Below are 25,609 nucleotides of genomic sequence, written 5' to 3' on the forward strand. Positions count from 1 at the left end.
CTATGTATACTTTAAAATAAATAAAGGAGATCAATTGATCTCCTTTATTTCTAGAAAGGATAATTGCTTAAATATTAAGGTGCACTTACAGTGACTTGTCCGATATTAAAAGAAGCGCCAAGGTTTTTCACCGCACCTCTAACAGTTACACCTGAACCAATAGTTAAGTTAGCTTGTTCACCAATTAAAATACCCTGGAAGAAGCTTCCATCTCCAAAGGTGGTTTGGCCACTTGTAGAGAAAAATACATTAGCGGGTGTTGCACCATTGACTAAAATGACTTGAGCACCAGGTGCAATGTTAAGTCCTTCTTCAACAATAAAGAAGTGATTCCCTGGGCCGCTTATAACTACTTGGCCTGTTAAATCGGTTGCGCCAGTAAAACAATGCGGGCCAGAGCCAGAAATAAAGGTACCGGTAATTGGCCCTGCTAATGGAAACGCGGGACATAACGCTCTTAAGGAAGTATTAAGCGCAGCTGTATCAGCTAAATCAGCATTTGCTACTGCATCATTATTATGTATTGCTAATGCAGTCCCTGGGACAGTGAAACCATTAACCTGCGCACCACTACAGACACCGCCAAGAACAATACTGTTTGTAGGAGTATTGCTACTGGTTAATGCTGCCTTTGAATTAAGTAAACAGCTAAAGAAAGGCGTAGTAAATACAACGCCAGGCACATCTGGCTCAACAATAGGCGTCACATTCACAAAGAAGGGCGGGCTAGCTAACCTACATTGACGCGAACTAATCCCTATGTGGAGATAGCGACTATAGGTACCAAGCACTGTTGGATATAACACTACATGTATATTACAAGTAGCACCTGGTGCTAATGAAGTTTGGCACGTATTAGGAAATGATCTATCAATAAGTGCAGCACTATCTGGCAATGTGTCGCCTATGCTACGAATTAAACTAATTTCCTGCAAATTTATTGGCATTCTAGTATTATTATTTCGGATAATGTAAACACCAGATTGAGCAGTGAAGGTAGTCATAAATGGAGCAAAATTAGGTATTTGGATAAAAGATACTTCACTTTTTGCGCAACCTACTAATCCCTCACTTTTGGCCATACCTAACAGAGGTAAAATCAAACTGCATAAGGCTATTCCATAGCTAAATTTTTTTAACATTTAAATTCCCCTAAATTTAAAAGATTAAGCAAACATCCAATGTAAATTTAATAAAAAGGCACTACTGGCTAAATCAACACTTGGTGAAATAACACTACCTAAACATGAAGAAGGACTAGCATTACCTAATCTTACTCTATCCATATCTACATAGAGGTATTCAAACGATACACCTAAACGGTCAGTAAAGTTATATTGAATGCCTGCGCCAGCTTCCCAAACAACATTACTTCTAGTTTTGCCGCGTATAGAAATAGAATTTGAATCGATACCATCAATTGCGCTATCAAAATAACTAATTCGGTTCCAGGCCTCACCGATACCGACCTTGCCATAAACACCTAAGTTATTAAAGCTAAATGCATTGAAAACAGCATCAGCCATCAGTCGAGTACTACGTATGTTCATCGTATAGTTATAATCATGAAAGGAGCGATCACCAAATCGATAAACCGGGCCAGTAAAATCGTCTTCAGCTATATGATAAGCATTGATCTGAAAAGACATTGTATGCAAGAAATTAAATGCACCAGGCTCAGGAACAGCGCTACCTGGAAAAAAACTGAAGCCCAATTGATAAATACCATGATCCCAACCTTGATGAGGATCACCTAACGTATCAATTTCTCCTCCACTAATAGCTATGCTTGAATTAGAAATATGATATCTTGCAATACCTCCGCCCCCATGAATATCAAAATTTGCTGCTGCAAGTGGAAGTGGGAGCAATAGAGCGGTCATTAGAAATTTGGTTTTAATTTTCATTGTTTCATCCTGAAAAATAATTTAAGTCGTAGAGTTAAAGCCATCCTATTATTAATTAATATTTATTTAAATGGAAGATTTAATAATACTGTATTTTATAATTATTCGAACTTATGAGATTATTTAATAGGTTGAGATAATTGGTTGACCTCAGCTTATACGGATACCTAGCTTAAGCGATGTAACTGGCTGTTATTAAGCATCTAAAAATAAATCTGGACAGGCTATCATACATAACCATTAACCTAAGTTTAATTACTGTGGTGGTATATATTGTATACCTAATTTAAGTTCCGGTTCATTTGCTTTGGCGTTCACTTCCTATCGGTTTCACTACTTTAGAGATAAGATCTAATAGATTATACATGTTGGACTCTAATTAAATAGAGCTATTAAGTCTAGCAGAAAGTCATTTCATAATAAGCCGGTGTTGCTGCCGTATAGTGCTTACCATTCGATTCAAGCTTAATAGTAAATGTTTGGCAATTATTTTGAGCAATACATAAAGTAATTTGTAAACTACATAATCCTGGTTCTATTTCATCTGCAGGCAATACCGCACATAAACCACCGGTGGTCTTAATTGCGTCAGGTTTTTTCACAGAAATAAACGGCTGAAAATTTTGGCAGTCAGTACTTGTTTTTACTGTAGTAGAATAAAGTGTATCCTTAGTGGTATTAATTTTTATTACGGAAATTAAACTGGAATCTTTATCTTTTAATTCGTTTAACGCTTTTGAACAAAAATCCTCTGCAAGCACATCGTCAGGAGAAATAAGCCCACTTAAAAAAAGTATAACGGAGTAAAAGATTTGCTTCATGTCAATTATCCAGAGGCCAATTATTACCTATCAGCGTATTGTAAAGTTTAGCTAGTTTCGCAAAATATTTAAAGCTAAGCTAAAACAACACATCTTAACCGCTTATTCCTTTTAATTAATAACTTATGTTATTCTCTTAACTAAAAAATTGTGGAACTAATTTATGCAATTAATTGCTCGAGTGTTTGCAGTTTGGGTATTTGCTATTTGCTTTACACAAGCTTACGCAAGCCGCTGCGGCGATTGCCACGGCGATGATTGTCCAAAACATTGCCTTGGCCAGTGCTGTGAGAAGATGGGCGGGGTTAGTTATTGTGATTCTTCTGCAGGACGTTTAGTTTGTAAAAATGGCTATTATTCTTCTTGCTATTGTACACGTCATGCCATTATGGATTTACAAAACGTGCAAGGTTGCTGTTTATGGCAGGGCGGTGTATTAACAGTCGATGAGGGGGGGCTGGTCATTTGTAATAATGGTGGAATTTCTGAGCTTTGCTCAGCGCATGGTACCATAAGACACAATGATTGTGATCCCTATAATTAGTTTATATTCTTACCTAGCCTAAATAGATAAGTATTATTGATTGTTACTAGACAATTTAGGTGTCAACAATCATAATTATGCTTTTGTTTTGAACTTATCATGACGGTACCGCTAATTGAAATTCGGCAAGTCTATAAATCCTATGGCAGTGCCCTAATCCTCAACAATATTTCACTGTCTGTATTAGATGGAGAATTTTTAACCTTATTGGGCCCTTCTGGTTGTGGCAAAACAACATTACTTCGTCTTATATCTGGCTTTGAACAGCCAAGCGAAGGTGAGATTTTTATCAATGGCCAGTGTGTTAATGGCCTACCGCCACAAAAACGGGATGTTCATACGGTATTTCAAAGTTATGCGCTTTTCCCACATTTATCGGTATTTGATAATGTTGCCTTTGCTTTGCAATGTAAAAAAATTAATCGCAATGAAATTAGTCAGCGGGTTACAGAAGCTTTACAACTTGTACAATTAGAATCCCTAGCCAATCGTAATATTAAACATCTAAGTGGGGGACAACAACAACGGGTAGCCATTGCAAGGGCTATTGTTAATCGCCCGCAGGTCTTATTACTTGATGAACCTTTAAGTTCTCTTGACTATCGTTTACGTAAAGCCATGCAGTCAGAATTAAAGCAATTACAAAAAAAATTAAACATGACTTTTATTTTTGTGACCCATGATCAGGAAGAAGCTTTATCAATGTCCGATAGAATTGTAGTCTTTAATCATGGTCATATTGAGCAAATAGGCACCCCAAGAGCAGTGTATGAAAATCCTGCAAATTTAGAGGTCGCTAAATTTATAGGTGAAACAAATATTTTTGATATCGAAGTTAAAAATAGTGATAACCAACAATTAGCAACGATTATTGAGAATGTAGAATTAACTTGTAAAAATACAGGCAATTATCAGCCTGGTGATCAACTACATCTTGTCGTTCGTCCAGAAGATATTCGTGTTTGGAGTTTATCTGAAGTAGATGATACAAATAATATGCTACCCGGGCGGATTGTAGAAATTGTTTATAAAGGATCAACCGTTGATCTTAAAGTTGAATTACCTTCTGGAAAACTTATTAATGCTTCTGAGTTCTTTGACGAAGATGATGATAAATTAGAATACTCACCTAACGAATCTGTTTGGGTTGAATGGTTACCCGGCTGGGAGGTTTTACTGCCTTATGAAGGTTAAATCTGTTTCTCTTTATATACTTTATATTTGGTTAATTATTTTTAGCTTTATTCCTTTATTGCTTGTCTTAATAGCAAGTTTTTTATCCAATGATAGTACTAATTTAGTATCTTTACCTTTAACACTCGACAACTATGCGGCTTTATTCACCCCTGTTTTTGCGAAAATCTTTTTTAGATCTTTAATTATTGCACTTGTGGCAACGGGTTGTTGTTTATTATTGGCCTATCCTTTTAGCTATTTACTTATTAGATCGAGGTATCAATCGGTTTTACTGTTGTTAATTATTATTCCTTTCTGGACTAGCTCTTTAATTAGAACTTATTCCCTTATTGCCATTCTTAAATATAAGGGCGTACTCAATGCGTTATTACTTAAATTTCATCTGATTCATACGCCGTTAAATTTATTGTATTCGAATTTCGCTGTCATTACAGGGTTAGTTTATAATTTATTTCCATTTATGGTATTGCCTATTTTTACTAATATGGAACGCTTTGATTTTCGCTTAATTGAAGCAGCGAAGGATTTAGGTGCAGGAAAATGGGCTATTTTCACCCGTGTGTTCTTACCTAATACAGCACCTGGTATTCTCTCAGGCTGCTTATTAGTGCTATTACCTGCTATGACTTTATTTTATATACCCAATATCTTAGGCGGTGCTCGTTCCATTTTATTAGGCAATCTTATTCAAAATCAGTTTTTAGTCATAGAAAATTGGCCACAAGGCTCGGCAACCAGTGTAATTTTAACTCTTCTATTGCTGCTTTTGTTAGCTTTTTATCGCCAAAAAAGCAGTGAGGTTATTCAATGAAAGCGCTTATTCAACGCAGTTTTTTAATGTCTGTTTTTGCTCTGCTTTATATACCTATTTTTATTTTAATTCTGTATTCTGTTAATGATGCTAGATTTTCACTTCAATGGCAGGGCTTTACGTGGCGTTGGTATTACGAACTCTTTCAAGATAGAGGGCTGTGGTCTGCTTTTTTTAATTCCATTTTCTTAGGTTTTTGTGCATCTTTCATTGCTACCTTGTTAGGCTTGCTAGCAAGTGTTAATTTGTTTCTATTTCGTGCCAAAAAACAAAAAATTTTTTACATCTTACTTTTATTACTTATTATTATTCCTGATTTAGTATTAGGGGTTGCTTTACTTATTTTCTTTAATGTAACGCAAATACCACTGGGATTTTTTAGCTTATTAATCGCTCATATTACGTTTTGTCTCCCTTTTGTTATTTTAACGATTAAGTCACGTATAAATACTCTAGATCCAAATATTTATTTCAGTGCTCTTGATTTAGGCGCAAGTCGGTATATAGCACTATCTAAAATTTTACTTCCTTTATTATGGCCTGCGGTATTAAGTGCTTTCCTCTTAAGTTTCACGCTCTCTGTTGATGACGTCATGATTAGTTATTTTGTTGCAGGTCCCGATTTTAATATTTTACCGCTAGCAATTTACTCCTTAGTACGTACAGGCGTTACACCTGAACTTAACGCTTTATGCACGATCACTTTTTTGCTTTCGATGATTTTAGTTACTTTCTCTTATCGACTTACAGGTAAAACATTATGAAGCGATTTGGCTTATTATTAATCTCTTTTTTTTGTTCAACTGTATACGCTAAATCAGTAGTAAATGTTTATGTCTGGGGCGGGGAAATTCCTAAAGAAATTGTTCAGCAGTTTGAAAAAGAAACGGGTATTACCGTTAATTTTTCTACTTATGACAGCAATGAAACAATGTACGCTAAATTAAAAGCAAGTAGACAAGGTATTTATGATGTTATTTTACCATCTGCCTATTTTGTGGAGCGGATGCGCAATCAAAATATGCTTGCTAAACTTGATCATCGCCAGCTAACTAACATTAGCAATCTTGATCAAAAATTTACTCAAAATGACTACGACAAAGGCAATAACTATAGCATTCCCTTTATTTGGGGAACAACAGGGATCTTTTTTAATAGTAGAAACATTACTACTCCTCCTACAACATGGCGGGCTTTATGGGATAAACGTTGGTCTAATCAATTAATGATGCTTGATGATTCACGTGAAGTATTTGCGATTGCCTTACTTAGTTTAGGTTTTGATCCTAATACAAAGGACCCAAACCTTATTAAAGCAGCTTATAATGAGCTTGTTAAGCTTGTGCCCAATATTAGAATATTTGCTAGCGATAGCATTCAAGCAATCATGATTGATGAAGACGCCTCCTTGGGCTCTGCTTGGAATGCGGATGCTTATAAGGCAGCTAAGGAAAATAGCAATGTTCATTTTATCTACCCTGAAGATGGTTTTATTATCTGGGTTGATTGCTTAGCTGTCCCTCAGAACGCACCGCATCCAGAAGAAGCGCTTACTTTTATTAATTTTTTGCTTAAACCTACTATTGCTTCGCAAGTCGCATTAATTACCGGACAAGCCATTACTAATTTACAAGGCCGTGCTCTTCTTTCTAGCGCGGTTCGCAACAACCCAGTTGTCTATCCCCCACCAGAAATATTAAAGAAAGGAATTTTCCAACGTGATGTTGGTGAAGAGACACTTAATTTATATAATCAATACTGGCAACAGCTCAAATTAGTATTCTAGATTGTTAAGTAGAGTAAGGTAGGTTGGGCTAAGCATAGCGCAGCCCAACAGTTTCAGTCACAAGACAGGTAGCCTATTCATAATTTGTTGGGCTGCACTTCGTTTAGCCCAATCTACTCCTCCCTTCTTTTAACCAGACAATAGTGCGCAGGCGGGGATCCATTTATAAAGTCGTATTGAGGTTAATTTTTGAACGATTCTCTCTGGCAAAGTAATGATGTGAGTTATTTAAGCAAAATGCCGGTTTAATCTGTGGAATTCATGATGAAAAAGACACATTACGTAGATCTCCTATAACATCATAAATTACTCTTTCTTTTTCTTTTTTGAAGGAACATCATCTAAGGGTTTCTCTGGCTCAATAAGCTCGTCTTCATAATTAGATATATGCTGTTCTTCAATGACATTTTCATCTGTAGAAGTAACTTCAGGAGTTAATTCGTCTTTCTCAATGATTTTCTCAGCCACTTGCTCTTGTTCGCTTTCTTGCTGAAGGGAATGGTCGGTTGCTGCAGGTAAATTTTCCTCAGAATCTTGCTTTTGTTTTATAATTTGATTGTTATCAGTTGGCAATTGGCCAGATGGTAAATCTGCCACTTCCTGTACGTCTTGTCTAAGAGGCGATAACGAAACGCTATGTTTGACATCAGGATAAATCTGTTTAATGCCTCGATAAAAGGTACCTTGAGCATTGAAAACAGCTAGCAGAAATCCAGCCACCCCATCCATAAACCCACGCTGTAGATAAAAGCAGCGAAAAAACATCCAGCCAGTACTAAACAGGATTTTCATAATTCCTGGTGGCTCACCCTTTTGGGATCTTATTTTAGCACTATAAGAGGTATAGCGATTAATTTTATACAATGCATGACTTACATCTCGAAATGAGTGGTGCATAATAGGGAGCGTTATTTTCCCAATTCGTGCTTCTGGCGGTAAAATAATTTTTTCATGCACAATATCGTCACTATAATGGGCAGCTTCGCGTTTAAATAAGCGTATATGCCTTTTAGGACTTGATGAATAACGTAGAGGCTTACCATAGAAATTCATACAGATAGGAATTCGATAAGCATCTGCCTCTTCAGATTCGATAGCTTCTTCAATGGCTGTCCGCAGATGCTCTGAAACTGATTCATCGGCATCAATATTTAAGACCCAATCGCCAGTAGCAAGATTAAGCGCACGTTGCTTTTGAATACCATAGCCATGCCAATCTTCACTCTTATAAACGTTATCTGTATATTGCTGCGCAATGGCAATTGTATTATCAATACTTCCTGAATCAAGTACTATAATTTCGTCCGCCCAGCTTATGGATTCTAGGCAACGTTTAATATTAGCTTCTTCATTTTTACTGATAATAATTACGCTTAGCATAAAGTACCTAAAAATCTAATTCATTATTTTACATAGAGTTTTGTAATTGTAGCTAGGAGTCTTGATTCAAGCAAATGCATTTATGGAAAATCACTAAGAAGTTAAATATTTTCAAAGATAAAAAATTCCGCCTCTATTAGGCGGAAAGTATTGCATATACTAAGGTGTTAAATGACACCTTCACGATGATCATGACTGTCAAAATGTAACTTCCCATCTTTTACTCTAATAACAACATGGCCACCCTTCATTAGTTTTCCGAACAATAATTCATCTGCTAATGGTTTTTTAATCTGTTCTTGAATTAAACGAGCCATTGGACGAGCGCCCATCGTTCTATCATAACCATGTTCAATTAGCCAATCACGAGCTGCTTTATCTACTTTAAACGTTACGCCTTTATTACTTAACTGCTCATCTAGCTCCATAATAAATTTATCAACAATGAGCCCTACCGTATCAGTATTGAGAGAAGCGAAGTTAATAATTGCATCTAAGCGATTCCTAAACTCAGGACTAAATTGTTTTTTGATTGCCTCTAATCCGTCATTACTATTATCCTGGAATGAGAAACCAATTGAATTTCGGGTAATCTCAGCAGCTCCTGCATTACTAGTCATTACTAAAATGACATGTCTGAAATCGGCTTGACGACCATTTGTATCAGTTAACGTACCATGATCCATAATTTGGAGCAGTAAATTAAATACATCAGGATGAGCTTTTTCAATTTCATCGAGTAATAAAACTGAATGTGGATTTTTAGTTACGGCCTCGGTTAACAATCCACCTTGATCATAACCAACATAACCTGGAGGGGCGCCGATTAAACGGGACACAGTATGTTTTTCCATGTATTCAGACATATCAAAACGTAAAAGCTCAATACCTAAAACATTAGCCAATTGTCGTGTAACTTCTGTTTTACCTACGCCTGTAGGCCCTGCAAATAAGAAACAACCAACAGGTTTTTGTTGATCTCGTAATCCAGAACGAGCCAGTTTAATAGCTGAGGCTAATGCTGTAATGGCATCATCTTGACCATAAACTAACAGTTTTAAATCGCGCTCTAAATTGCGTAATGTATCTTTATCCCTAGCAGAGACCTTTTTAAGAGGAATTCTTGCAATTTTGGCAACAACACTTTCAATTTCATTTACATTAATGATCTTACGACGTTTATTAGCTGTTAATAAATTTTGATAAGCGCCTGCTTCATCAACGACATCAATGGCTTTATCAGGAAGAAATCTATCATTGATATATTTAGCGGATAATTCAGCTGCAGCTTTTAAGGCAGGAACAGAAAATTTAACACCGTGATGCTCTTCCAATTTTGATCTTAATCCTTTAAGGATTTCAAAGGTTTCTTCAATAGTAGGCTCACTGATGTCAATCTTTTGGAATCGACGAGCAAGTGCCCTGTCTTTTTCAAAAATACCTCGATATTCCTGGTAAGTCGTTGAGCCTATACATTTTAATTCGCCATTGGCAAGTAAAGGTTTTATTAAGTTTGATGCATCCATAACCCCACCTGAAGCGGCGCCTGCACCAATAATGGTATGAATTTCATCAATAAATAATACAGCGCCGTCTTGTTGACCTAGTTGCTTTAATACAGCTTTTAGACGCTTTTCAAAATCACCTCTGTATTTTGTACCAGCCAATAAAGCGCCTAAATCAAGCGCATAAACAACGCAATTGTTAATTGATTCTGGCACTTCGCCATCTACAATACGTTTAGCCAGCCCTTCAGCAATAGCCGTTTTACCGACCCCTGCTTCACCAACCAGCAACGGATTGTTTTTACGACGGCGACAAAGCACTTGAATAGTTCGTTGAATTTCTTCATGGCGGCCAATAAGCGGATCAATTTTACCCAAACGAGCTCGTCTATTAAGATTTAAACAATAGCTTTCTAAAGGTGACTCACTACCTTCACCAGACATAGCTTCTTCATCCATAGCAGAACTTAGATGATCATTGGCCTCATTATTATGGTATTTAGATACGCCATGAGAGATGTAATTAATAACGTCTAAACGAGTAATATTCTCGCGTCGTAGGAAGTAAACTGCTTGGCTTTCTTGTTCACTAAAAATAGCTGCTAAGACATTAGCACCTGTTACTTCTGTTTTACCAGCTGATTGCACATGAAAAACAGCGCGCTGCAAAACACGTTGGAATCCTAAAGTAGGCTGCGTTTCCCTATCATGCTCCCCTTCAGGAATTCGGGGCGTCGTTTCATCAATAAATTCAATTAGATCTCGCCTTAGTGCTTCAATATTTGCATCACAAGCCTGGAGAACATTACCTGCAGCGGGATTATCAAGTAAAGACAACAGTAGATGTTCAACTGTCATAAACTCATGACGTTTTTCTTTAGCTTCCTTAAAAGCAAGATTTAAGGTGAATTCAAGTTCTTTGTTTAACATTGGCATTGCTCCTCTTCACCCACCTGCATTATTCCGGCTCCATCGTACATAGTAGAGGATGCTCATGGCCTCTGGCATAATCGTTTACCTGAGCAACTTTAGTCTCTGCTATATCCCTGGTATAAATACCACACACCCCTTTTCCCAAAATATGAATTTGTAACATAATCTGGGTTGCCAGTTCTTCATTTAGTCGAAAAAAACGCTTTAATACATCTACTACGAAATCCATTGGTGTATAGTCATCATTCAATAAAATTACCTTATATTTCTTCGGAACTTTGACTGCAGGGAGAACTTCTGCCTCTGCGTTTTCATGTTCAATATATTCTTCTAAATACCGGCCACTCATCTTTATACCCTTTACTAATTTTATAGACTTTCAATGAGCATTTGGCCAGTAAAAAAATGATTTTATTACTCTAAAAAATCAAACTTTGTGACAATGTACATCACGATGATTAGATAGAACCCATTTTGACATTCCTAAATAGAAGTTATATTGGATTTATATTAAGTTTTTAATCTCTTTTTTCTATAAAACGATGTCATCAAAAAACCATTCTTACTTACATTAAATTCAACACCAAGATACCCAGGATAGTTGCAATAGCTATCCCAAATTAATTAAATCTTTAGCTTGAATTTAATTAGTTCGACCTAAATGCTGAAGTTAATTTATTAAGGTTTATTAGTCATTTCAGGGAAAACAAGTCTTAATATACGCATTAAGGCAGTTTTCCCTTAGGGAATATAATTAACTTAATTTAAGTTAATTATAGCTTCTTTTAGCAATTATTATGCAAAACTTTAGAAAATTATTGATCCCTTTTCACTTTGATAAAATTTAAAAGAGACCTAGTTAACTCAGTGTATTAACTTACATATTTTCAATCATTGCTTTTGCAAAGCCTGAACAGCTAACACAATTTGCGTCATCCATCATACGAGCAAAATCATATGTTACCGTCTTAGACTCAATTGTATCTGCCATAGACTGAATAATTAAATTAGCAGCTTCTACCCATCCTAAATGGCGTAACATCATTTCTGCTGATAAAATTAGCGATCCTGGATTCACTTTATCAAGCCCTGCATATCTTGGTGCAGTTCCATGGGTTGCCTCAAATACTGCAACTTCATTACTTAAGTTAGCACCTGGCGCAATACCAATACCTCCTACTTGTGCAGCTAGAGCATCAGAAATATAATCACCATTTAAGTTAAGTGTAGCAATAACACTATAATCTTCTGGACGTAATAAGATTTGTTGCAGAAAAGCATCTGCTATTACATCTTTTACAATAATTGGCTTACCAGTCTTAGGATTAGTTAACTTCATCCATGGCCCGCCTTCATATAGTTCAGCGCCGAATTCATTACGTGCTACTTGATAACCCCATTCTTTAAATGCACCTTCAGTAAATTTCATAATATTACCCTTGTGCACTAAAGTTACAGAATCCCTATCGTTATCAATTGCATATTGAATAGCCGCTCTTACTAAACGCGCTGTTCCTTGCTCAGAAACAGGCTTAACACCTATACCACAATTTTCCGGAAAACGAATTTTGGTAACGCCCATTTCATGAGTTAAGAAATTAATGACTTTGTTAGCATTTTCACTATTTGCTTGCCATTCAATGCCTGCATAAATATCTTCAGAATTTTCACGAAAAATAACCATGTCTGTTTTCCAAGGCTCTCTTAATGGGCTTGGCGTTCCTGCAAAATACCTAATAGGGCGTAAACAGGTATATAAATCAAGCTCCTGGCGAATGGCTACGTTTAATGAGCGAATCCCACCACCAACAGGTGTCGTTAATGGCCCTTTAATTGCAATGACAAATTGCTTAATTGCTTGCAATGTTTCAACTGGTAGCCATTGATCACCCCCATAAACTTGGGTTGCCTTTTCTCCAGCATAAATTTCCATCCAGGCAATTTTTTTCTTATCACCGTAAGATTTAGCAACAGCAGCATCAACAACACTACGCATTGCAGGCGTTACATCTACCCCGATTCCATCACCTTCAATAAATGGAATAATTGGAAAATCAGGTACATTTAACCGTCCATTAGCACAAGTAATTGCTTGTCCCTGCTCTGGTATATGAATTTTCTCAAATGTCATCGATATCCCCTACTTTTAAAGATAAACATCATATCATGCGAAAACACTTGCCCCAAGAAAGAATAACGCCATAATTATAATTTTATATAGCGTCACCCAATAAACTTTAGACAAGGCGCAAATGAAGCGAGGTGAAGAATTGTACATAGGAGTACATGACTGAACCGAGTGAACTTGCAACGCAGTATAAAGCTTAGTGGGTAGCGATTAGGATACAATCTTTAGAATGGCTAATATCTTACTTTTTAATAAGCCTTACGGTGTTCTTAGTCAATTTACTGGTAATTTTGGTGAAAAAACACTTGCTGAATTTATTGCTTTGCCTAATTTTTATGCAGCAGGACGGTTAGATAAAAATAGTGAAGGCCTACTAATTTTAACTGATAACGGTAAACTCCAGCATAAATTAAGTCATCCTAGCTACAATAAACGTAAATATTATTGGGTTCAAGTCGAGGGAAAACCTACCGAAGATGATTTACAGCCGTTACGAGAAGGTTTAAAACTTAAAGAAACTCATTTCTTACCAGCTGCTGTTAAGTGTATCAATGAACCGAAACTCTGGGAAAGGGTACCTTCCATTCGCTTTAGAAAATCGGTTCCTACAACCTGGTTAGAAATAATTCTTTGTGAGGGGAAAAATCATCAGATTCGTAAGATGACTGCGACCATAGGTTTTCCAACCTTAAGACTTGTTCGGTATCGTATAGCTGATTGGTCTTTGGATGACTTATTACCAGGAGAATATCGTCTACTTACACTAACGAATTCATCTTAAGTTCGATAGTAATAGATCAAGGGGTATGTCAATATCTTGGTGAAGGGCTGATCACTTACGTACGATAAGCTTTGATTTTGTTGCGTATCATATCATCAGCAATAAGTCTTAACCAAGGCCATATTAAAACACTCATTATCGTGTTAACAAGGATGAATACCAAATTAACGTGAAAGCCTAAAAAGGCATCGGTTATAACCATAATAAGCTGATATAGCAAGCAGAAAAAACCTATTAAAGCCATCTGCTGGCCCATAGAAAAGAAGTAAAATCGTCTAGCTTTGCTACTAGCAATCCAAGTTGTTAACGATAAAGCTAATACGTGTTCACCAATTACAGTCGATAGTAATGCATCTAAAATAAGTCCAAGTATCATTAAGCTGAACAGATTAAAACGATCAGGTAAATAAAATTGCATATATAAAATAAGTAGTAATAACCAAGGCGGCTTAATACCCATTAATAGGCTAGGCATAGGAAAAATTGTTAAGCAAAGGGCGACAATAAACGCAATAGATAGACGCATAATAGTAGAAATCCCTTAAGAAGCCTCAATAATATTCATACGCTCATTAATTTGAGCAGTCAATTCTGCTTGCTCTTTATCTGGCCATATTAAAAGCACTAGACGATTTCTATTTAATAAGGCAATTGGGCTTACATCCACTTTAATAAACGCTTCGCCTGGAACACTTTTAACACTTTCTACTTTGCCAACCGGATACCCTTCCGGATAGAGACGGCCTAATCCTGAAGTGACGAGTAAGTCGCCCTTAGCTATCGATGAGGTTCTAGGTAAATTAATTAAAGATAACTGACTAATACTGTTTAAGCCCGCTAAGATAGCACGCTCGCCTGTACGATTATTTCTTACAGGAACCGCACTTTTAGCATCAGAAATAAGTAAAACCGTACTTGTCATGTAACCAACATCAATCACCTGTCCCATAACCCCTTTGGCATCTAATACAGGCTGACCAACATACACACCATCGCGCCTGCCTTTATTTAAAACAACGATTTGCCTGGCAATAGTGGTATCTACAGCTAAAATTTGAGCTGCCATGGCTTTCATCTTGGCTCTTGATGATGTTAGAAGTAACTCTCTTAGTTGCAAATTTTCTTCTTTAATGACAAGTAATTTTTGTAACTCTGCTTCTAAGAGCGTTTGCTGATAACGCAGCTGCATATTTTCATTGATTAATGCTGTTTTAGTACTCACTAGGGATTGCACCCACCCTATAATACGAACCGGGTAGTCAACGACATATTGTAGGGGCGCTACAATAAAAGAAAAAGCATGGCGAACACTATTTAAATAGTGATAATGATAATCGGAAAACATAAGTCCAATAGATAGAACGCAGGCAAACAAAAAACCTAAAAAATGATGTTTGCCACGCGAAAACAACCTATTCTTATAGTTATTCGGTTGAGAGGAAATCACCGCCACGTAAATCCATTGTTTCAAGTGCCTTACCACCACCCCGAGCGACGCAAGTTAAGGGATCTTCTGCGACTAAAACGGGTAGCCCTGTTTCTTCCATCAAAAGGGTGTCCATGTTCTTTAACAAGGCGCCACCACCTGTTAACACCATTCCACGCTCAGCAATATCTGCTGCTAATTCTGGTGGTGCTAATTCCAGCGCCGCTCTTACTGCACCTACTATCCCTGAAAGTGGCTCTTGTAATGCCTCTAGAATTTCAGCACTGGTTAAAGTAAAGCTGCGTGGAACACCTTCTGCTAAGTTTCTTCCTCTTACTTCAATTTCAAAAAGATCACGGCTTGGAAAAGCTGAACCAATTTCATGCTTAATACGCTCTGCGGTTGTTTCGCCAATTAAGGTGCCATAATTACGTCGAACATACGAAACGATAGCATCATCAAATTTGTCTCCACCTATCCGGACAGATTGATGATAAACAATGCCGCTTAGAGAAATGATAGCGACTTCAGTTGTACCACCACCAATATCAACTACCATAGAACCACTTGCCTCTTCGACAGGCATACCTGAACCTAAAGCGGCTGCCATGGGTTCTTCAATAAGAAATACTTCTCGAGCGCCTGCACCCATTGCTGATTCTCTAATCGCGCGTCTTTCAACCTGTGTTGACCCGCAGGGTACGCAAACAAGCACGCGTGGACTTGGTCTTAGAAAACGATTTTCATGTACTTTGTGAATAAAATGCTGCAACATTTTCTCGGTAACAAAAAAGTCTGCTATTACGCCATCCTTCATTGGACGAATAGCATTGATATTGCCAGGGGTTCGGCCTAACATTCGTTTAGCCTCTAAGCCAACGGCTGCAACACGTTTTTGTCCTGACTCACTTCGTAAAGCTACGACTGAAGGTTCGTTTAAAACAATTCCTTTGTCCCTAACATAAATTAAGGTATTGGCAGTACCTAAATCAATAGATAAGTCATTGGAAAAAACACCCCTTAATTTCCTTAACATAGACTACATCACCCTCAAACTTTTTTGGGAGAGTACTGTATCCTAAATTTGCCTAAAAATCGACATTTGTTTGTGATGTTTTGTAATTATAACGATCAAAATTAGTTTAAAAATTTATCAGATATACTAAAAATAGCAATAGGATTAATAAAAAAAGACAAATTATTTAACAATCAAATTTTCTAATGATTAAATACTACACTGTTGAAATAAAAAAGTCCAAATAGATTATTTTTGAATCTAAAAGAAACAAAACTCATCTATAATAAATTTAAATTCATTGAAAACCTAGGTAAGTTGTCATGCAAGAGATTCTTAAAAAATTAGAAACTTTAAAGACCACTGAAATAGAAGAAATTAGAGATTTTTTTCAACGAGCTGCAGATTGGCAAGGAGCTAAATATAGCGAGTTTTTAGAGCAATTTCCTCAGGCTATTGCCGATAGCGATAATAAACTGGAACTCATAAAGAAACTAGTTGAACTTAAAATTACTTGGGATTCATTCGAGGAAGAGTGGCAAGGCGCGCCAAAAGAGCCAGCTAAACGAGGATATCAACCAAGTTATAAACATTTTACAGAATTTAATATTTTAGGTTTTTCAAACATAGCTAATAGTATTTACTCTAAACTTAGAACTCACAGCGAACTTAAAGATATAATGCAACAAAGTGAAAAATTAGTAGCTGAGGAACATAAGAGAAAGCTTGCAGAAAAAGAGGAAAAGGAGAGTCTAAGTAAAGAGAAAAAAAAAGAAAAAAGCGATCAAAAAGCAATCCACGAGAAAAAGAAGGGGCTAGATAAAGAGAAAGAAGAAGATGAAAAAACTCTAAAGGAAAAGCCACAAGTAGGAAAAGATAGAATACAAGTAATAGTTAAGGGTATGGAAAGCCGAGCCCAGTTACCTATGATATCAGCCCAAGACAAATTAAATGACACAAAATTTGGTATGGAAGCTTTAATTAAAGAGGCATCGTCTCTTTCTGAATTACAACAACTATTAACTATCTTAAAAAATAAAAGTAGTTTAAAACATTTACATGCGGAAACTAAAGTTCTTGGTCAAACTACTTTGCATTTTCTTATGGAGCAAATTCAGTATAAAGCGCATCAGCTTCTATTAGAGCGAGTTAAAGACGGAAACGTCACAGACAATGAGTGGCAAATAGGTGCAGATATTGCAAAAACGAAGATAGGCGTGACTCTTTTTGAATCTAAACATGCAAAAGATTTTGCCGATTTAAAAAAACAATATGATTCTATGTTAGAAAATTCATTTAAAACTGAGCCCCCGCATCAATAACAGCTTTAAGGATAGAAAACTATTCGCAATAGCTAATTATTAAGACTGCTTCAACAAATTTTTTCAACCAATTTCTATCAGATTTTTACCGTGAAGTATCTTTAATTTAAACAAAAATTTCAGCTAGGTGGTAATGAAACCACCTATTAAGTTAAGCTATTTCACTGTAAAAACTCGCTGTAATTCCTCAAGATGACTGGTAACAAATTTTTGACCAAAACCAGGTACTTGTGCTAAATCATTTACCGATTTAAATTTCCCATGATCCTGTCGATATTTAATAATAGCTTGAGCTCGCTTTGCACCAATACCTTTAGCAGATTTAGTTAGCAGTTTAATATCAGCTGTATTTAAATTAATCTGTTTATCAGTTATGGAAATTGCCGATGAATGATTTGAGGGGGCAGCATAAGAAAAGGAAGGTAAAACAAAAAAACATACCACACCGACTAAATGTCTTATTTTCATTATTTTCTCCGTATTGATTGGACTATGAGATAAACTAATCTCGCTTCAGTAATTTTCCTTCACTGAAGTAGGCGAAGTATGTCAGCAATTTTAAAAATTGTCGAGTGAAAAAAGATATAATTTTATTGATTTATTTAAGTAATTTATTGCTGAATAATTGATTTGCTAAAAATCAAATGAGTAACAAGAAGCTATATTGCTTTACTATCGAAATGCATTGTTAGTGGATAAATTTACAAAAAGACTAGGTAGCCTGGGTGTAGGCCCATCGGGCCGAAACCCGGGTTTCACTTCGTTTCACCCAGGCTACAACTGAAGCTATGATTTTCTGGATGGCGCGGACAAGCCGCACCACGTAGGGCTTGTGGGTAATTATTAACAGGCTCTAGAAAGGTTTCTATATTGAGACCCTCAAAGTTACAAATTTCGATTTGCGTGTCGTTCCAACACAAAGGAAACACAGGCAGTTAATTTCTTTGCCATATTAAGATGTAAGAATTCATTAGGACCATGCGCATTAGAGTGGGGCCCAAGAACACCTGTAATCATAAATTGTGCTTCTGGGAATAGTTCACCTAACATACCCATAAAAGGAATGGTGCCACCCTCACCCATATAAACTGCAGGCTTATCGTAAAAAGTCATTGATGCATCATTGACCGCTTGGGCAAACCAATCTGCTACTAATGGCGCATGCCAACCACGCGCGCTATCATGAATATTGAAGGTAACATGAGCATGATAAGGTGGATCTTCTGTTAACGCCTTTTGCATTGCTAACGCTGCTTGTTTTGGCTCTGTTAGAGGTGGCAGACGCATTGATAATTTTAAAGCTGTTTTTGGCCTAAGCACATTCCCAGCATCCGCAATAGCAGGCAAACCAGCAGCGCCAGTTATAGCTAAAGCAGGTCGCCAAGTACGGTTTAGAATTAATTCAGTTCCATCTTTATTAATAGGTTTAACACCAGATTGAAAAGGAAATGCTTTATAAACCTCCTTTAAGGCATTAGCACAATCAACAGCCTGCTCTCTTCGTTGCTCTGGAATATCGCAATAAAGTGCTGATAAAGTAATTTCTCCTGTTACTTCATCTTCAATGCGATTAAGTAACTGACGAGCTATCCTAAAACTATCAGCAACAATGCCACTGGCACTTCCCGAATGAACTCCTTCTGTTAAAACTTCTACTTTTAACTCACCAACAACATTACCTCGAAGGGAGGTAGTCATCCATAATTGCTCATAATTACCCGCGCCAGAATCAAGGCAAATCACTAAAGAAGGAACACCTATTCTTTCTTTAAGCATTTCCATATAAAAAGGCAGGTCATAACTACCACTTTCCTCACACGCTTCAATAATTAACACGCAACGTGCATGAGGCAAGTGTTGATTTTGTAAAGCGCGAATGGCAGTTAAGGAAGCATAAGCAGCATAACCGTCATCAGCGCCACCACGACCGTAAAGGCGCTCTTCTCGCAATACGGGTTCCCATGGACCTAAACCCTCTTGCCAGCCAACCATTTCCGGCTGTTTATCAAGATGACCATACAAAAGTACTGTATCGTTAATCGTACCAGGAATATCTAAAAATAATAACGGGGTACGGCCTGGAAGACGAATAACTTCTAAATTTGTGCCAGGAGGCGCATATAATCTACACCAATGAGCGATATGACAAACAGCTTGCTCCATATAGCCATTTTTTTCCCAATCCGGATCAAAATGCGGGGATTTATTAGGTATTTTTATATAATCACATAAGCTAGGCAAAATTGCATTATCCCATTCTTGTGTAATAAATTTATACAAAATTTCGGGATTCAGCATGCAATTGCTCCTTAATGATAGTTAAAATTTTAGTTGTTGCAGGTTCGATTTGTAGTGCTTTCATTCTAGCAACGATTTCGTCTTTATTAAGATAAATCTGTTTAACTGATTGGACTAACGCCTGACTTGTTAAGGTATCATTATCAAGTACCGTGCTAATACCTAATTGGCTAAAGTAGTGAGCATTTTGAATCTGATCACCTCGACTGGCTTTCAAAGACAAAGGAACTAATACATGCGGTTTTTGTAATGCCAACAATTCACAAAGTGAATTAGCACCGGCACGTGATACAACTAAATCAGCTGCGGCAAATAAATCAGGTAACTCTTTATCTACGTATTCAAATTGACAGTAACCTTGTTGACTTAAAGAAATATCTTTCTTTCCATTTCCACACAAATGAATAACTTGAAAAGTTTGTGTCAACTCATTGAGTGATTGACGAATAATTGCATTTAAACTACTGGCACCTTGACTACCGCCTATTACTAATAAACAAGGTTTTTCATCGGTAAAGTGACAATATTCTAACCCATGTGTACGAGAGCCTGAAAACAGTTCCGGCCTAATTGGGGTTCCTGTTACTTCAACTGGCCTGTTTTGCTTAAAATGTTTTTTTGCCAGCTCAAAATTAACACAAATTTTATTAGCAAAAGGAAAGCTTAGCTTATTTGCTAACCCAGGGGTCATATCAGACTCATGAATAATAACGGGTATACGATTTAACCAAGCACCTAATACTACTGGAAACGCAACAAAACCTCCTTTAGAGAAGACAACCTGCGCTTTAAGTTTTCGTAACAAGTAATAAGATTGAATAATTCCTAAGAAAATTCGAAATGGATCAAGAAAATTTTGCCAACTAAAATAACGTCGCAGCTTACCTGAGCTAATACCGTAGAAAGGTATATGGCCAGCATTATTGATTATATTTTCCTCTACACTATTTTTTGATCCTATATAATTAACTTGCCAATCTTCTTGCTTTGCTGCTTCAATTAAAGCTAAATTTGGAGTCACATGCCCTGCAGTGCCACCGCCTGTGAAAACGATTTTTGGCTTCATGGTTCTTCCTGATTTGCTAACAAGATCTAATTAACAAACTTAAATCAATCGCTTGAATTGATTTAGTGATATTACCTATTGAAATATAATCTACCCCTGTTTGAGCAATTGCTTTAATATTGGCAAGATTTATTCCTCCTGATGCTTCTAAATCACATTGATGTGGAACATTTAAGCTTACAGCTTCTATAAGCATAGGTTGGGTAAAATTATCAAGCAAAATCCGATCGGGCTTGGCTTGCAAAGCTTCTCGTAATTCATTCATGGTTTCAACTTCAATTTCCACTAATAAATTAGTATTAGTTTCCCGCGCCCGCTTGATAGCATTGGTAATTGAGCCACATGCTTTAATATGATTTTCTTTTATTAAGAATGCGTCATATAGTCCCATACGGTGATTAACGCCTCCACCACAAACAACGGCATATTTTTGCGCATAACGGAGGCCAGGTAGTGTTTTCCTTGTATCTAATAGACGTGCCTTAGTCCCTTGCAATTCCTTAACATAATGATGTGTTTGTGTTGCTGTTGCTGACAAAGTTTGTAAGAAGTTTAAAGCACAGCGCTCAGCGGTTAGTATATCTCTAGCTAAACCCTTAACAAGGCATAACGTTGTCGCTTTCGGTAACCAATCTCCTTCATTAACTAACCACGTAAGCTCGATAGATGGATTTATTTCCCGAAAAGCAGCCTCTACCCAAGGCCCTCCGCATAATACCATAGGTTCACGAGAAATAATTTCTGCTTGGGCATATAAATCTGCTGCTAATAGAGCAGCACTGACATCCCCACTCCCGATATCTTCTTCTAATGCTCGTCTGACATCATTTAATACCTGAGATAAATTAATCATTTAAAGCTTCACCTTTTGTCTAGTATAGCGGCTCTTTAGCCAAGGTGGCGCAATCACTGTGGTAATGATAACCATTAAAATAATGGCAGAAAAAAGTTGATCAGAAATGACCCCTAGGGTCCTTCCAATTGAAGCAAAAACCAATCCTACCTCACCTCGAGGCAGCATACCAATGCCAATTAGCATACGATCATCTTTTTTATTTCCTCCAAGCCCGCTAAGTAATTTCCCTATAACCGCAGCAGCAATCAAACCACTAGCCATAATAATCACTTGCCAATGCATAAATGTCTCTAACTTAACTTGTAAGCCGATTAACATAAAAAACAAAGGAGCTAGTAAAGATTCAATGGGTGAGATTAGATCGTTAATTCTTAAACTATGCTGACGTGAATTTTCTTTATTTTCAAAAAAGCTATCATTAATAATCAATCCAGCAGCAAATGCGCCAATAATAGAAGCAAGGTTTACTACCGTTGCAAGCCAGGCAAAAAACATCACAAAAATAAATGAAATAAATAATTTTTCTTCCCATAAGTCTAGAAAGTGAAAGTACCTGATTGATTTATTTAATAACCAAGGGCCTATTATAATCGCTACCATAAAAAATATAACTGTTGCAATAATAACCTGCCCTATCATAAAAAAATCAACATGGCCCTGAATTACCATGCTACTGACTACAGCAAGAATAATAAGTCCTAAAATATCATCAAGCATGGCTGCGCCAAGAATTGTTCTGGCTTCACGCGTCTTTAATTTATTCATTTCTGAAAGTACACACGCAGTAATACCTATACTTGTTGCTGACAACGTTGCGGCTACAAAAAGATGTACTTTATATGAGGCTTCAGGCACTATGACATAAGCAACTAAAAAGCCTAAAATAATAGGCGCGATAACGCCAATCACAGCAACTTTTATTGATTCAACGCCTGTGTATTTTAATTCCTGAATAGAACTTTCTAAGCCTACTTTAAAGAGAAGAAAAATAATCCCATAACGAGAAAAAACATCAAGCACATAGCCTATCTTAATAAACTCAATACCTGAAGGGCTGCTTAAAGCATGAGTCACTTGGGCTGCATAAAAAGTGTTTGGTACATGCTGCATAACAGCTTGGGGGAGAGGAATTCCTGCTAATAACTCCTTCATAATAGAATAAATTGCGGCACCTTCCCGTAATACAACTATTAATTGCGAACCAAAAAAATAACAGACATTGCCAATTAAAACGCCCATTAGGAGTTCGCCAAGTACACCTGGTTGATTTAAAATTTTAGCAAAATAGCGCCCTAGAATAGCAAAGGAAAAAAATAATGTTACCCACAAGATAACATTAGCGATTGGATCATGAGCCTGCATATCACCTGCAAATACAATAGCAGGAGACATGAAGAGTAAGAAAAAATAACAAATTTTTAGCATCTTATTTACATTTTGCAAGAAACAGACACGTTTCCAAAACTGAATCTGGATTTAAAGAAACGCTCTCAATTCCTTCTCGCATTAACCATTCTGCAAAATCTTGATGATCAGATGGCCCCTGGCCACAAATTCCTACATATTTACCCCGTGCTTTACAAGTTGCTATAGCCATATGCAATAATGTTTTGACCGCTTCATCACGCTCATCAAATTGAGCAGCGACCAGCCCTGAATCTCTATCAAGTCCTAATGTTAACTGAGTTAAATCATTAGAACCAATTGAAAAGCCATCAAAATAATCTAGAAACTTATCCGCTAGCAGCGCATTGGAAGGTAATTCACACATCATAATAATACGCAATTCATTTTTACCTCTTTCCAAACCATTTTCCTTAAGTACTTCTATAACCTGCTCAGCTTCTGAAACTGTTCTAACAAAAGGAATCATCACTTCGATATTCTTAAAACCCATTTCTTCTCGTACTTTTTTAATAGCTTGACACTCTAAAGCGAAACAATCAGCAAAATTAGGAGAAACATAGCGCGAAGCACCACGAAAACCTAACATTGGATTTTCTTCTAGTGGCTCGTAGTACTTTCCTCCGGCTAAATTAGCATATTCATTTGATTTAAAATCAGACAAACGTACAATCACAGGTTTGGGATAAAAAGCTGCTGCAATAGTGGCTACCCCTTCACTGAGACGATCAACATAAAAATTGACAGGCGAATCGTATGCAGCCGTTTTTTCATTAATTAATGCTATTAACTCTTTATCCTCTAAATGATCATATTGAATGAGGGCCTTAGGATGAATACCAATAGTATTGGAAATTAAAAATTCTAACCTTGCTAACCCAACACCTTGGTTAGGAATAGCTTGAAATGCAAAAGCTCTTTCTGGATTACCAACATTTAACATCACTTTTAAAGGTAATTCAGGCATGTTTTCAACATCCAATGTGACCCGCTCAAAAGGCAATAATCCTTCATAAACATAACCGGTATCACCTTCGGCACAACTGACGGTGACATGCGCACCATCTTTAATCACTCTTGTTGCATCACTAGAGCCAACCACAGCAGGAATACCTAATTCACGTGCAATAATGGCTGCATGGCAAGTCCGCCCACCACGATTGGTTACAATTGCTGCTGCACGTTTCATAACAGGTTCCCAATCTGGATCTGTCATATCAGAGATTAAAACATCGCCAGGTTCTACCCGATTTATTTCACTAATGTCTTTAATGACTTTCGCTTTGCCCTGACCAATTCGCTGTCCAATACTGCGTCCTTCAACAAGGATTTGACCTTTACCCTGCAAGGTATAACGTTCAAGCTTTTGCTCAATGACGCGGCTTTTTACGGTTTCAGGACGCGCCTGCAAAATATAAAGCCGACCATCCTGCCCATCTTTAGCCCACTCAATGTCCATAGGCCGGCCATAATGTTTTTCAATAATTAATGCTTGACGAGCTAATTCTTCGACCTCACTGTTGGTTAGAGAAAACTTAAGGCGCTCTTGCTCTCCTACCTCAGTTGTTTTTACAGTGCGGCCCTCAATTTGCTCTGTACAGTAAATCATTTTACTTGCCTTGCTGCCTAAATTTCGCCGTATCACAGCGGGTCGGCCTGCACGAAGTCCTTGCTTATGTACATAAAACTCATCTGGGTTTACTGCACCCTGTACCACCATTTCACCTAAACCATAAGAAGAAGTAATAAAAACAACCTCATTAAAACCAGACTCAGTATCCATAGTAAACATAACACCACTGGCTGCTAAATCACTGCGTACCATTTGCTGGATTCCCACTGATAAAGCAACCTCCTTATGTTCAAAGCCATGATGCACACGATAAGCAATGGCGCGATCATTAAACAATGAAGCAAATACCTGTTTGATAGCGATAAATACGCCTTCGAGACTTCGAACATTTAAAATGGTTTCTTGCTGACCTGCAAAGGATGCATCAGGTAAATCCTCAGCTGTTGCCGAAGAACGAACTGCAACGCTAAAATCAGTCTGGTTAATTGTTTGAGTAAGTTTATGATAGGCTGCCCTAATGGAATCTTTAAAATCAGTAGAAAAAGGCGTTTGAATAATTAGTTCCCGAATCTTTTTACCTACAGAAACAAGCTCTGCGATATCATCGGTATTGAGAGAATCTAACATGGCATAGATTTTTTTATCTAAGCCATTTGTAGATAGAAATTCTCGAAATGCATCAGCTGTTGTTGCAAAACCATGTGGCACTGATACGCCCAATTGAGTTAAATGGCTAATCATCTCGCCAAGCGAGGCATTTTTACCACCTACTTGCTCTAAATCCTTCATGCCTAGACAGTCAAATTCAATAGTATGCCTGCTTGCCATAATTTTTAGATACCCTAGCTCTTTAATT

At 37.1% G+C, this 25,609-nt stretch carries 22 protein-coding genes and 1 pseudogene; 7 read left to right on the forward strand and 16 right to left on the reverse strand.

Annotated elements, in window-relative coordinates; translation table 11 throughout:
• Positions 1-74: 74 nt before the first annotated feature.
• The 3 genes from ACQUW5_RS06570 to ACQUW5_RS06580 form a co-directional block, all read right to left on the reverse strand.
• The gene (locus tag ACQUW5_RS06570; protein ID WP_444990424.1) at positions 75-1,142 is read right to left on the reverse strand and encodes an ice-binding family protein; all 1,068 of its coding nucleotides are present in this window, start codon (positions 1,140-1,142) and stop codon (positions 75-77) included.
• Between the two features lie 24 nt (positions 1,143-1,166).
• Entirely contained in the window at positions 1,167-1,907 is a 741-nt protein-coding gene (locus ACQUW5_RS06575; RefSeq protein ID WP_444990425.1) for an outer membrane protein, read from the reverse strand.
• 398 nt (positions 1,908-2,305) lie between these two features.
• Positions 2,306-2,728 carry a hypothetical protein gene (locus ACQUW5_RS06580; RefSeq protein WP_444990426.1) on the reverse strand — a complete coding sequence of 141 codons (423 nt, stop codon included), beginning with the start codon at positions 2,726-2,728 and terminating at the stop codon, positions 2,306-2,308.
• Positions 2,729-2,891: 163 nt separating this feature from the next.
• Between ACQUW5_RS06580 and ACQUW5_RS06585 the strand changes: the two genes are divergently transcribed.
• The 5 genes from ACQUW5_RS06585 to ACQUW5_RS06605 all read left to right on the forward strand — a co-directional run bounded on the left by ACQUW5_RS06585 (position 2,892) and on the right by ACQUW5_RS06605 (position 7,066).
• Positions 2,892-3,272, forward strand: a complete 381-nt coding sequence (locus ACQUW5_RS06585) for a neurogenic locus notch (protein WP_444990427.1) — start codon at positions 2,892-2,894, stop codon at positions 3,270-3,272.
• A gap of 99 nt (positions 3,273-3,371) precedes the next feature.
• Positions 3,372-4,466 carry a spermidine/putrescine ABC transporter ATP-binding protein PotA gene (gene potA / locus ACQUW5_RS06590; RefSeq protein ID WP_444990428.1) on the forward strand — a complete coding sequence of 365 codons (1,095 nt, stop codon included), beginning with the start codon at positions 3,372-3,374 and terminating at the stop codon, positions 4,464-4,466.
• On the forward strand, positions 4,456-5,280 hold the full coding sequence (locus ACQUW5_RS06595) for an ABC transporter permease (protein WP_444990430.1): 825 nt from the start codon (positions 4,456-4,458) through the stop codon (positions 5,278-5,280). Before potA ends, ACQUW5_RS06595 begins: the two co-directional genes overlap by 11 nt.
• Positions 5,277-6,044 carry an ABC transporter permease subunit gene (locus ACQUW5_RS06600; protein ID WP_444990431.1) on the forward strand — a complete coding sequence of 256 codons (768 nt, stop codon included), beginning with the start codon at positions 5,277-5,279 and terminating at the stop codon, positions 6,042-6,044. Before ACQUW5_RS06595 ends, ACQUW5_RS06600 begins: the two co-directional genes overlap by 4 nt.
• Positions 6,041-7,066 carry an ABC transporter substrate-binding protein gene (locus tag ACQUW5_RS06605; protein WP_444990432.1) on the forward strand — a complete coding sequence of 342 codons (1,026 nt, stop codon included), beginning with the start codon at positions 6,041-6,043 and terminating at the stop codon, positions 7,064-7,066. The genes ACQUW5_RS06600 and ACQUW5_RS06605 overlap by 4 nt, the downstream gene beginning before the upstream one ends.
• Positions 7,067-7,711: 645 nt before the next feature.
• Here ACQUW5_RS06605 and ACQUW5_RS06610 read toward each other — a convergent pair.
• From ACQUW5_RS06610 to icd, 4 genes and pseudogenes are all read right to left on the reverse strand, one after another.
• Positions 7,712-8,446, reverse strand: a pseudogene (locus tag ACQUW5_RS06610) (glycosyltransferase family 2 protein); the annotation flags it as partial.
• Between the two features lie 167 nt (positions 8,447-8,613).
• Positions 8,614-10,881 (reverse strand): ATP-dependent Clp protease ATP-binding subunit ClpA, encoded by a 2,268-nt coding sequence (clpA, locus tag ACQUW5_RS06615; protein ID WP_444990433.1) that lies wholly within the window; start codon positions 10,879-10,881, stop codon positions 8,614-8,616.
• Between the two features lie 28 nt (positions 10,882-10,909).
• Positions 10,910-11,233: an ATP-dependent Clp protease adapter ClpS gene (gene clpS / locus ACQUW5_RS06620; protein ID WP_444990434.1), complete on the reverse strand. Its 324-nt coding sequence runs from the start codon at positions 11,231-11,233 to the stop codon at positions 10,910-10,912.
• Between the two features lie 528 nt (positions 11,234-11,761).
• Positions 11,762-13,015, reverse strand: a complete 1,254-nt coding sequence (gene icd, locus ACQUW5_RS06625; RefSeq protein WP_444990435.1) for an NADP-dependent isocitrate dehydrogenase — start codon at positions 13,013-13,015, stop codon at positions 11,762-11,764.
• 226 nt (positions 13,016-13,241) lie between these two features.
• Between icd and ACQUW5_RS06630 the strand changes: the two genes are divergently transcribed.
• On the forward strand, positions 13,242-13,793 hold the full coding sequence (locus ACQUW5_RS06630; RefSeq protein ID WP_444990437.1) for a pseudouridine synthase: 552 nt from the start codon (positions 13,242-13,244) through the stop codon (positions 13,791-13,793).
• A 55-nt stretch (positions 13,794-13,848) separates the two neighbouring features.
• Here the strand turns inward: ACQUW5_RS06630 and mreD are convergent, their stop codons facing one another.
• The 3 genes from mreD to ACQUW5_RS06645 are packed head-to-tail and all read right to left on the reverse strand — an operon-like array spanning position 13,849 to position 16,255.
• Positions 13,849-14,319 (reverse strand): rod shape-determining protein MreD, encoded by a 471-nt coding sequence (mreD, locus tag ACQUW5_RS06635; protein WP_444990438.1) that lies wholly within the window; start codon positions 14,317-14,319, stop codon positions 13,849-13,851.
• Between the two features lie 15 nt (positions 14,320-14,334).
• A complete protein-coding gene (gene mreC / locus ACQUW5_RS06640) occupies positions 14,335-15,240 on the reverse strand; it encodes a rod shape-determining protein MreC (protein ID WP_444990496.1) in 906 nt (301 codons plus the stop codon).
• Positions 15,218-16,255, reverse strand: coding sequence for a rod shape-determining protein (locus ACQUW5_RS06645; RefSeq protein WP_115302113.1), 1,038 nt, complete (start codon positions 16,253-16,255; stop codon positions 15,218-15,220). The genes mreC and ACQUW5_RS06645 overlap by 23 nt, the downstream gene beginning before the upstream one ends.
• Positions 16,256-16,557: 302 nt before the next feature.
• On the opposite strand from ACQUW5_RS06645, the gene ACQUW5_RS06650 reads away from it, so the two are divergent.
• On the forward strand, positions 16,558-17,556 hold the full coding sequence (locus ACQUW5_RS06650; protein ID WP_444990439.1) for a hypothetical protein: 999 nt from the start codon (positions 16,558-16,560) through the stop codon (positions 17,554-17,556).
• A gap of 156 nt (positions 17,557-17,712) precedes the next feature.
• Here ACQUW5_RS06650 and ACQUW5_RS06655 read toward each other — a convergent pair whose 3' ends face one another.
• The 6 genes from ACQUW5_RS06655 to ppsA all read right to left on the reverse strand — a co-directional run bounded on the left by ACQUW5_RS06655 (position 17,713) and on the right by ppsA (position 25,584).
• Positions 17,713-18,024, reverse strand: a complete 312-nt coding sequence (locus ACQUW5_RS06655; protein WP_444990440.1) for a ComEA family DNA-binding protein — start codon at positions 18,022-18,024, stop codon at positions 17,713-17,715.
• Between the two features lie 417 nt (positions 18,025-18,441).
• Complete coding sequence (locus tag ACQUW5_RS06660) at positions 18,442-19,854, reverse strand: M20 family metallopeptidase (protein WP_444990441.1); 1,413 nt, start codon at positions 19,852-19,854, stop codon at positions 18,442-18,444.
• Entirely contained in the window at positions 19,829-20,920 is a 1,092-nt protein-coding gene (gene murG, locus ACQUW5_RS06665) for an undecaprenyldiphospho-muramoylpentapeptide beta-N-acetylglucosaminyltransferase (protein ID WP_444990442.1), read from the reverse strand. Before murG ends, ACQUW5_RS06660 begins: the two co-directional genes overlap by 26 nt.
• Positions 20,921-20,936: 16 nt before the next feature.
• Positions 20,937-21,773 carry a carboxylating nicotinate-nucleotide diphosphorylase gene (gene nadC, locus ACQUW5_RS06670; RefSeq protein ID WP_444990443.1) on the reverse strand — a complete coding sequence of 279 codons (837 nt, stop codon included), beginning with the start codon at positions 21,771-21,773 and terminating at the stop codon, positions 20,937-20,939.
• The gene (locus tag ACQUW5_RS06675) at positions 21,774-23,201 is read right to left on the reverse strand and encodes a cation:proton antiporter (RefSeq protein WP_444990444.1); all 1,428 of its coding nucleotides are present in this window, start codon (positions 23,199-23,201) and stop codon (positions 21,774-21,776) included.
• A gap of 1 nt (position 23,202) precedes the next feature.
• Entirely contained in the window at positions 23,203-25,584 is a 2,382-nt protein-coding gene (gene ppsA / locus ACQUW5_RS06680) for a phosphoenolpyruvate synthase (protein ID WP_444990497.1), read from the reverse strand.
• Positions 25,585-25,609: the final 25 nt, after the last annotated feature.

The sequence above is a fragment of the Legionella pelazae genome (genome assembly GCF_052527395.1).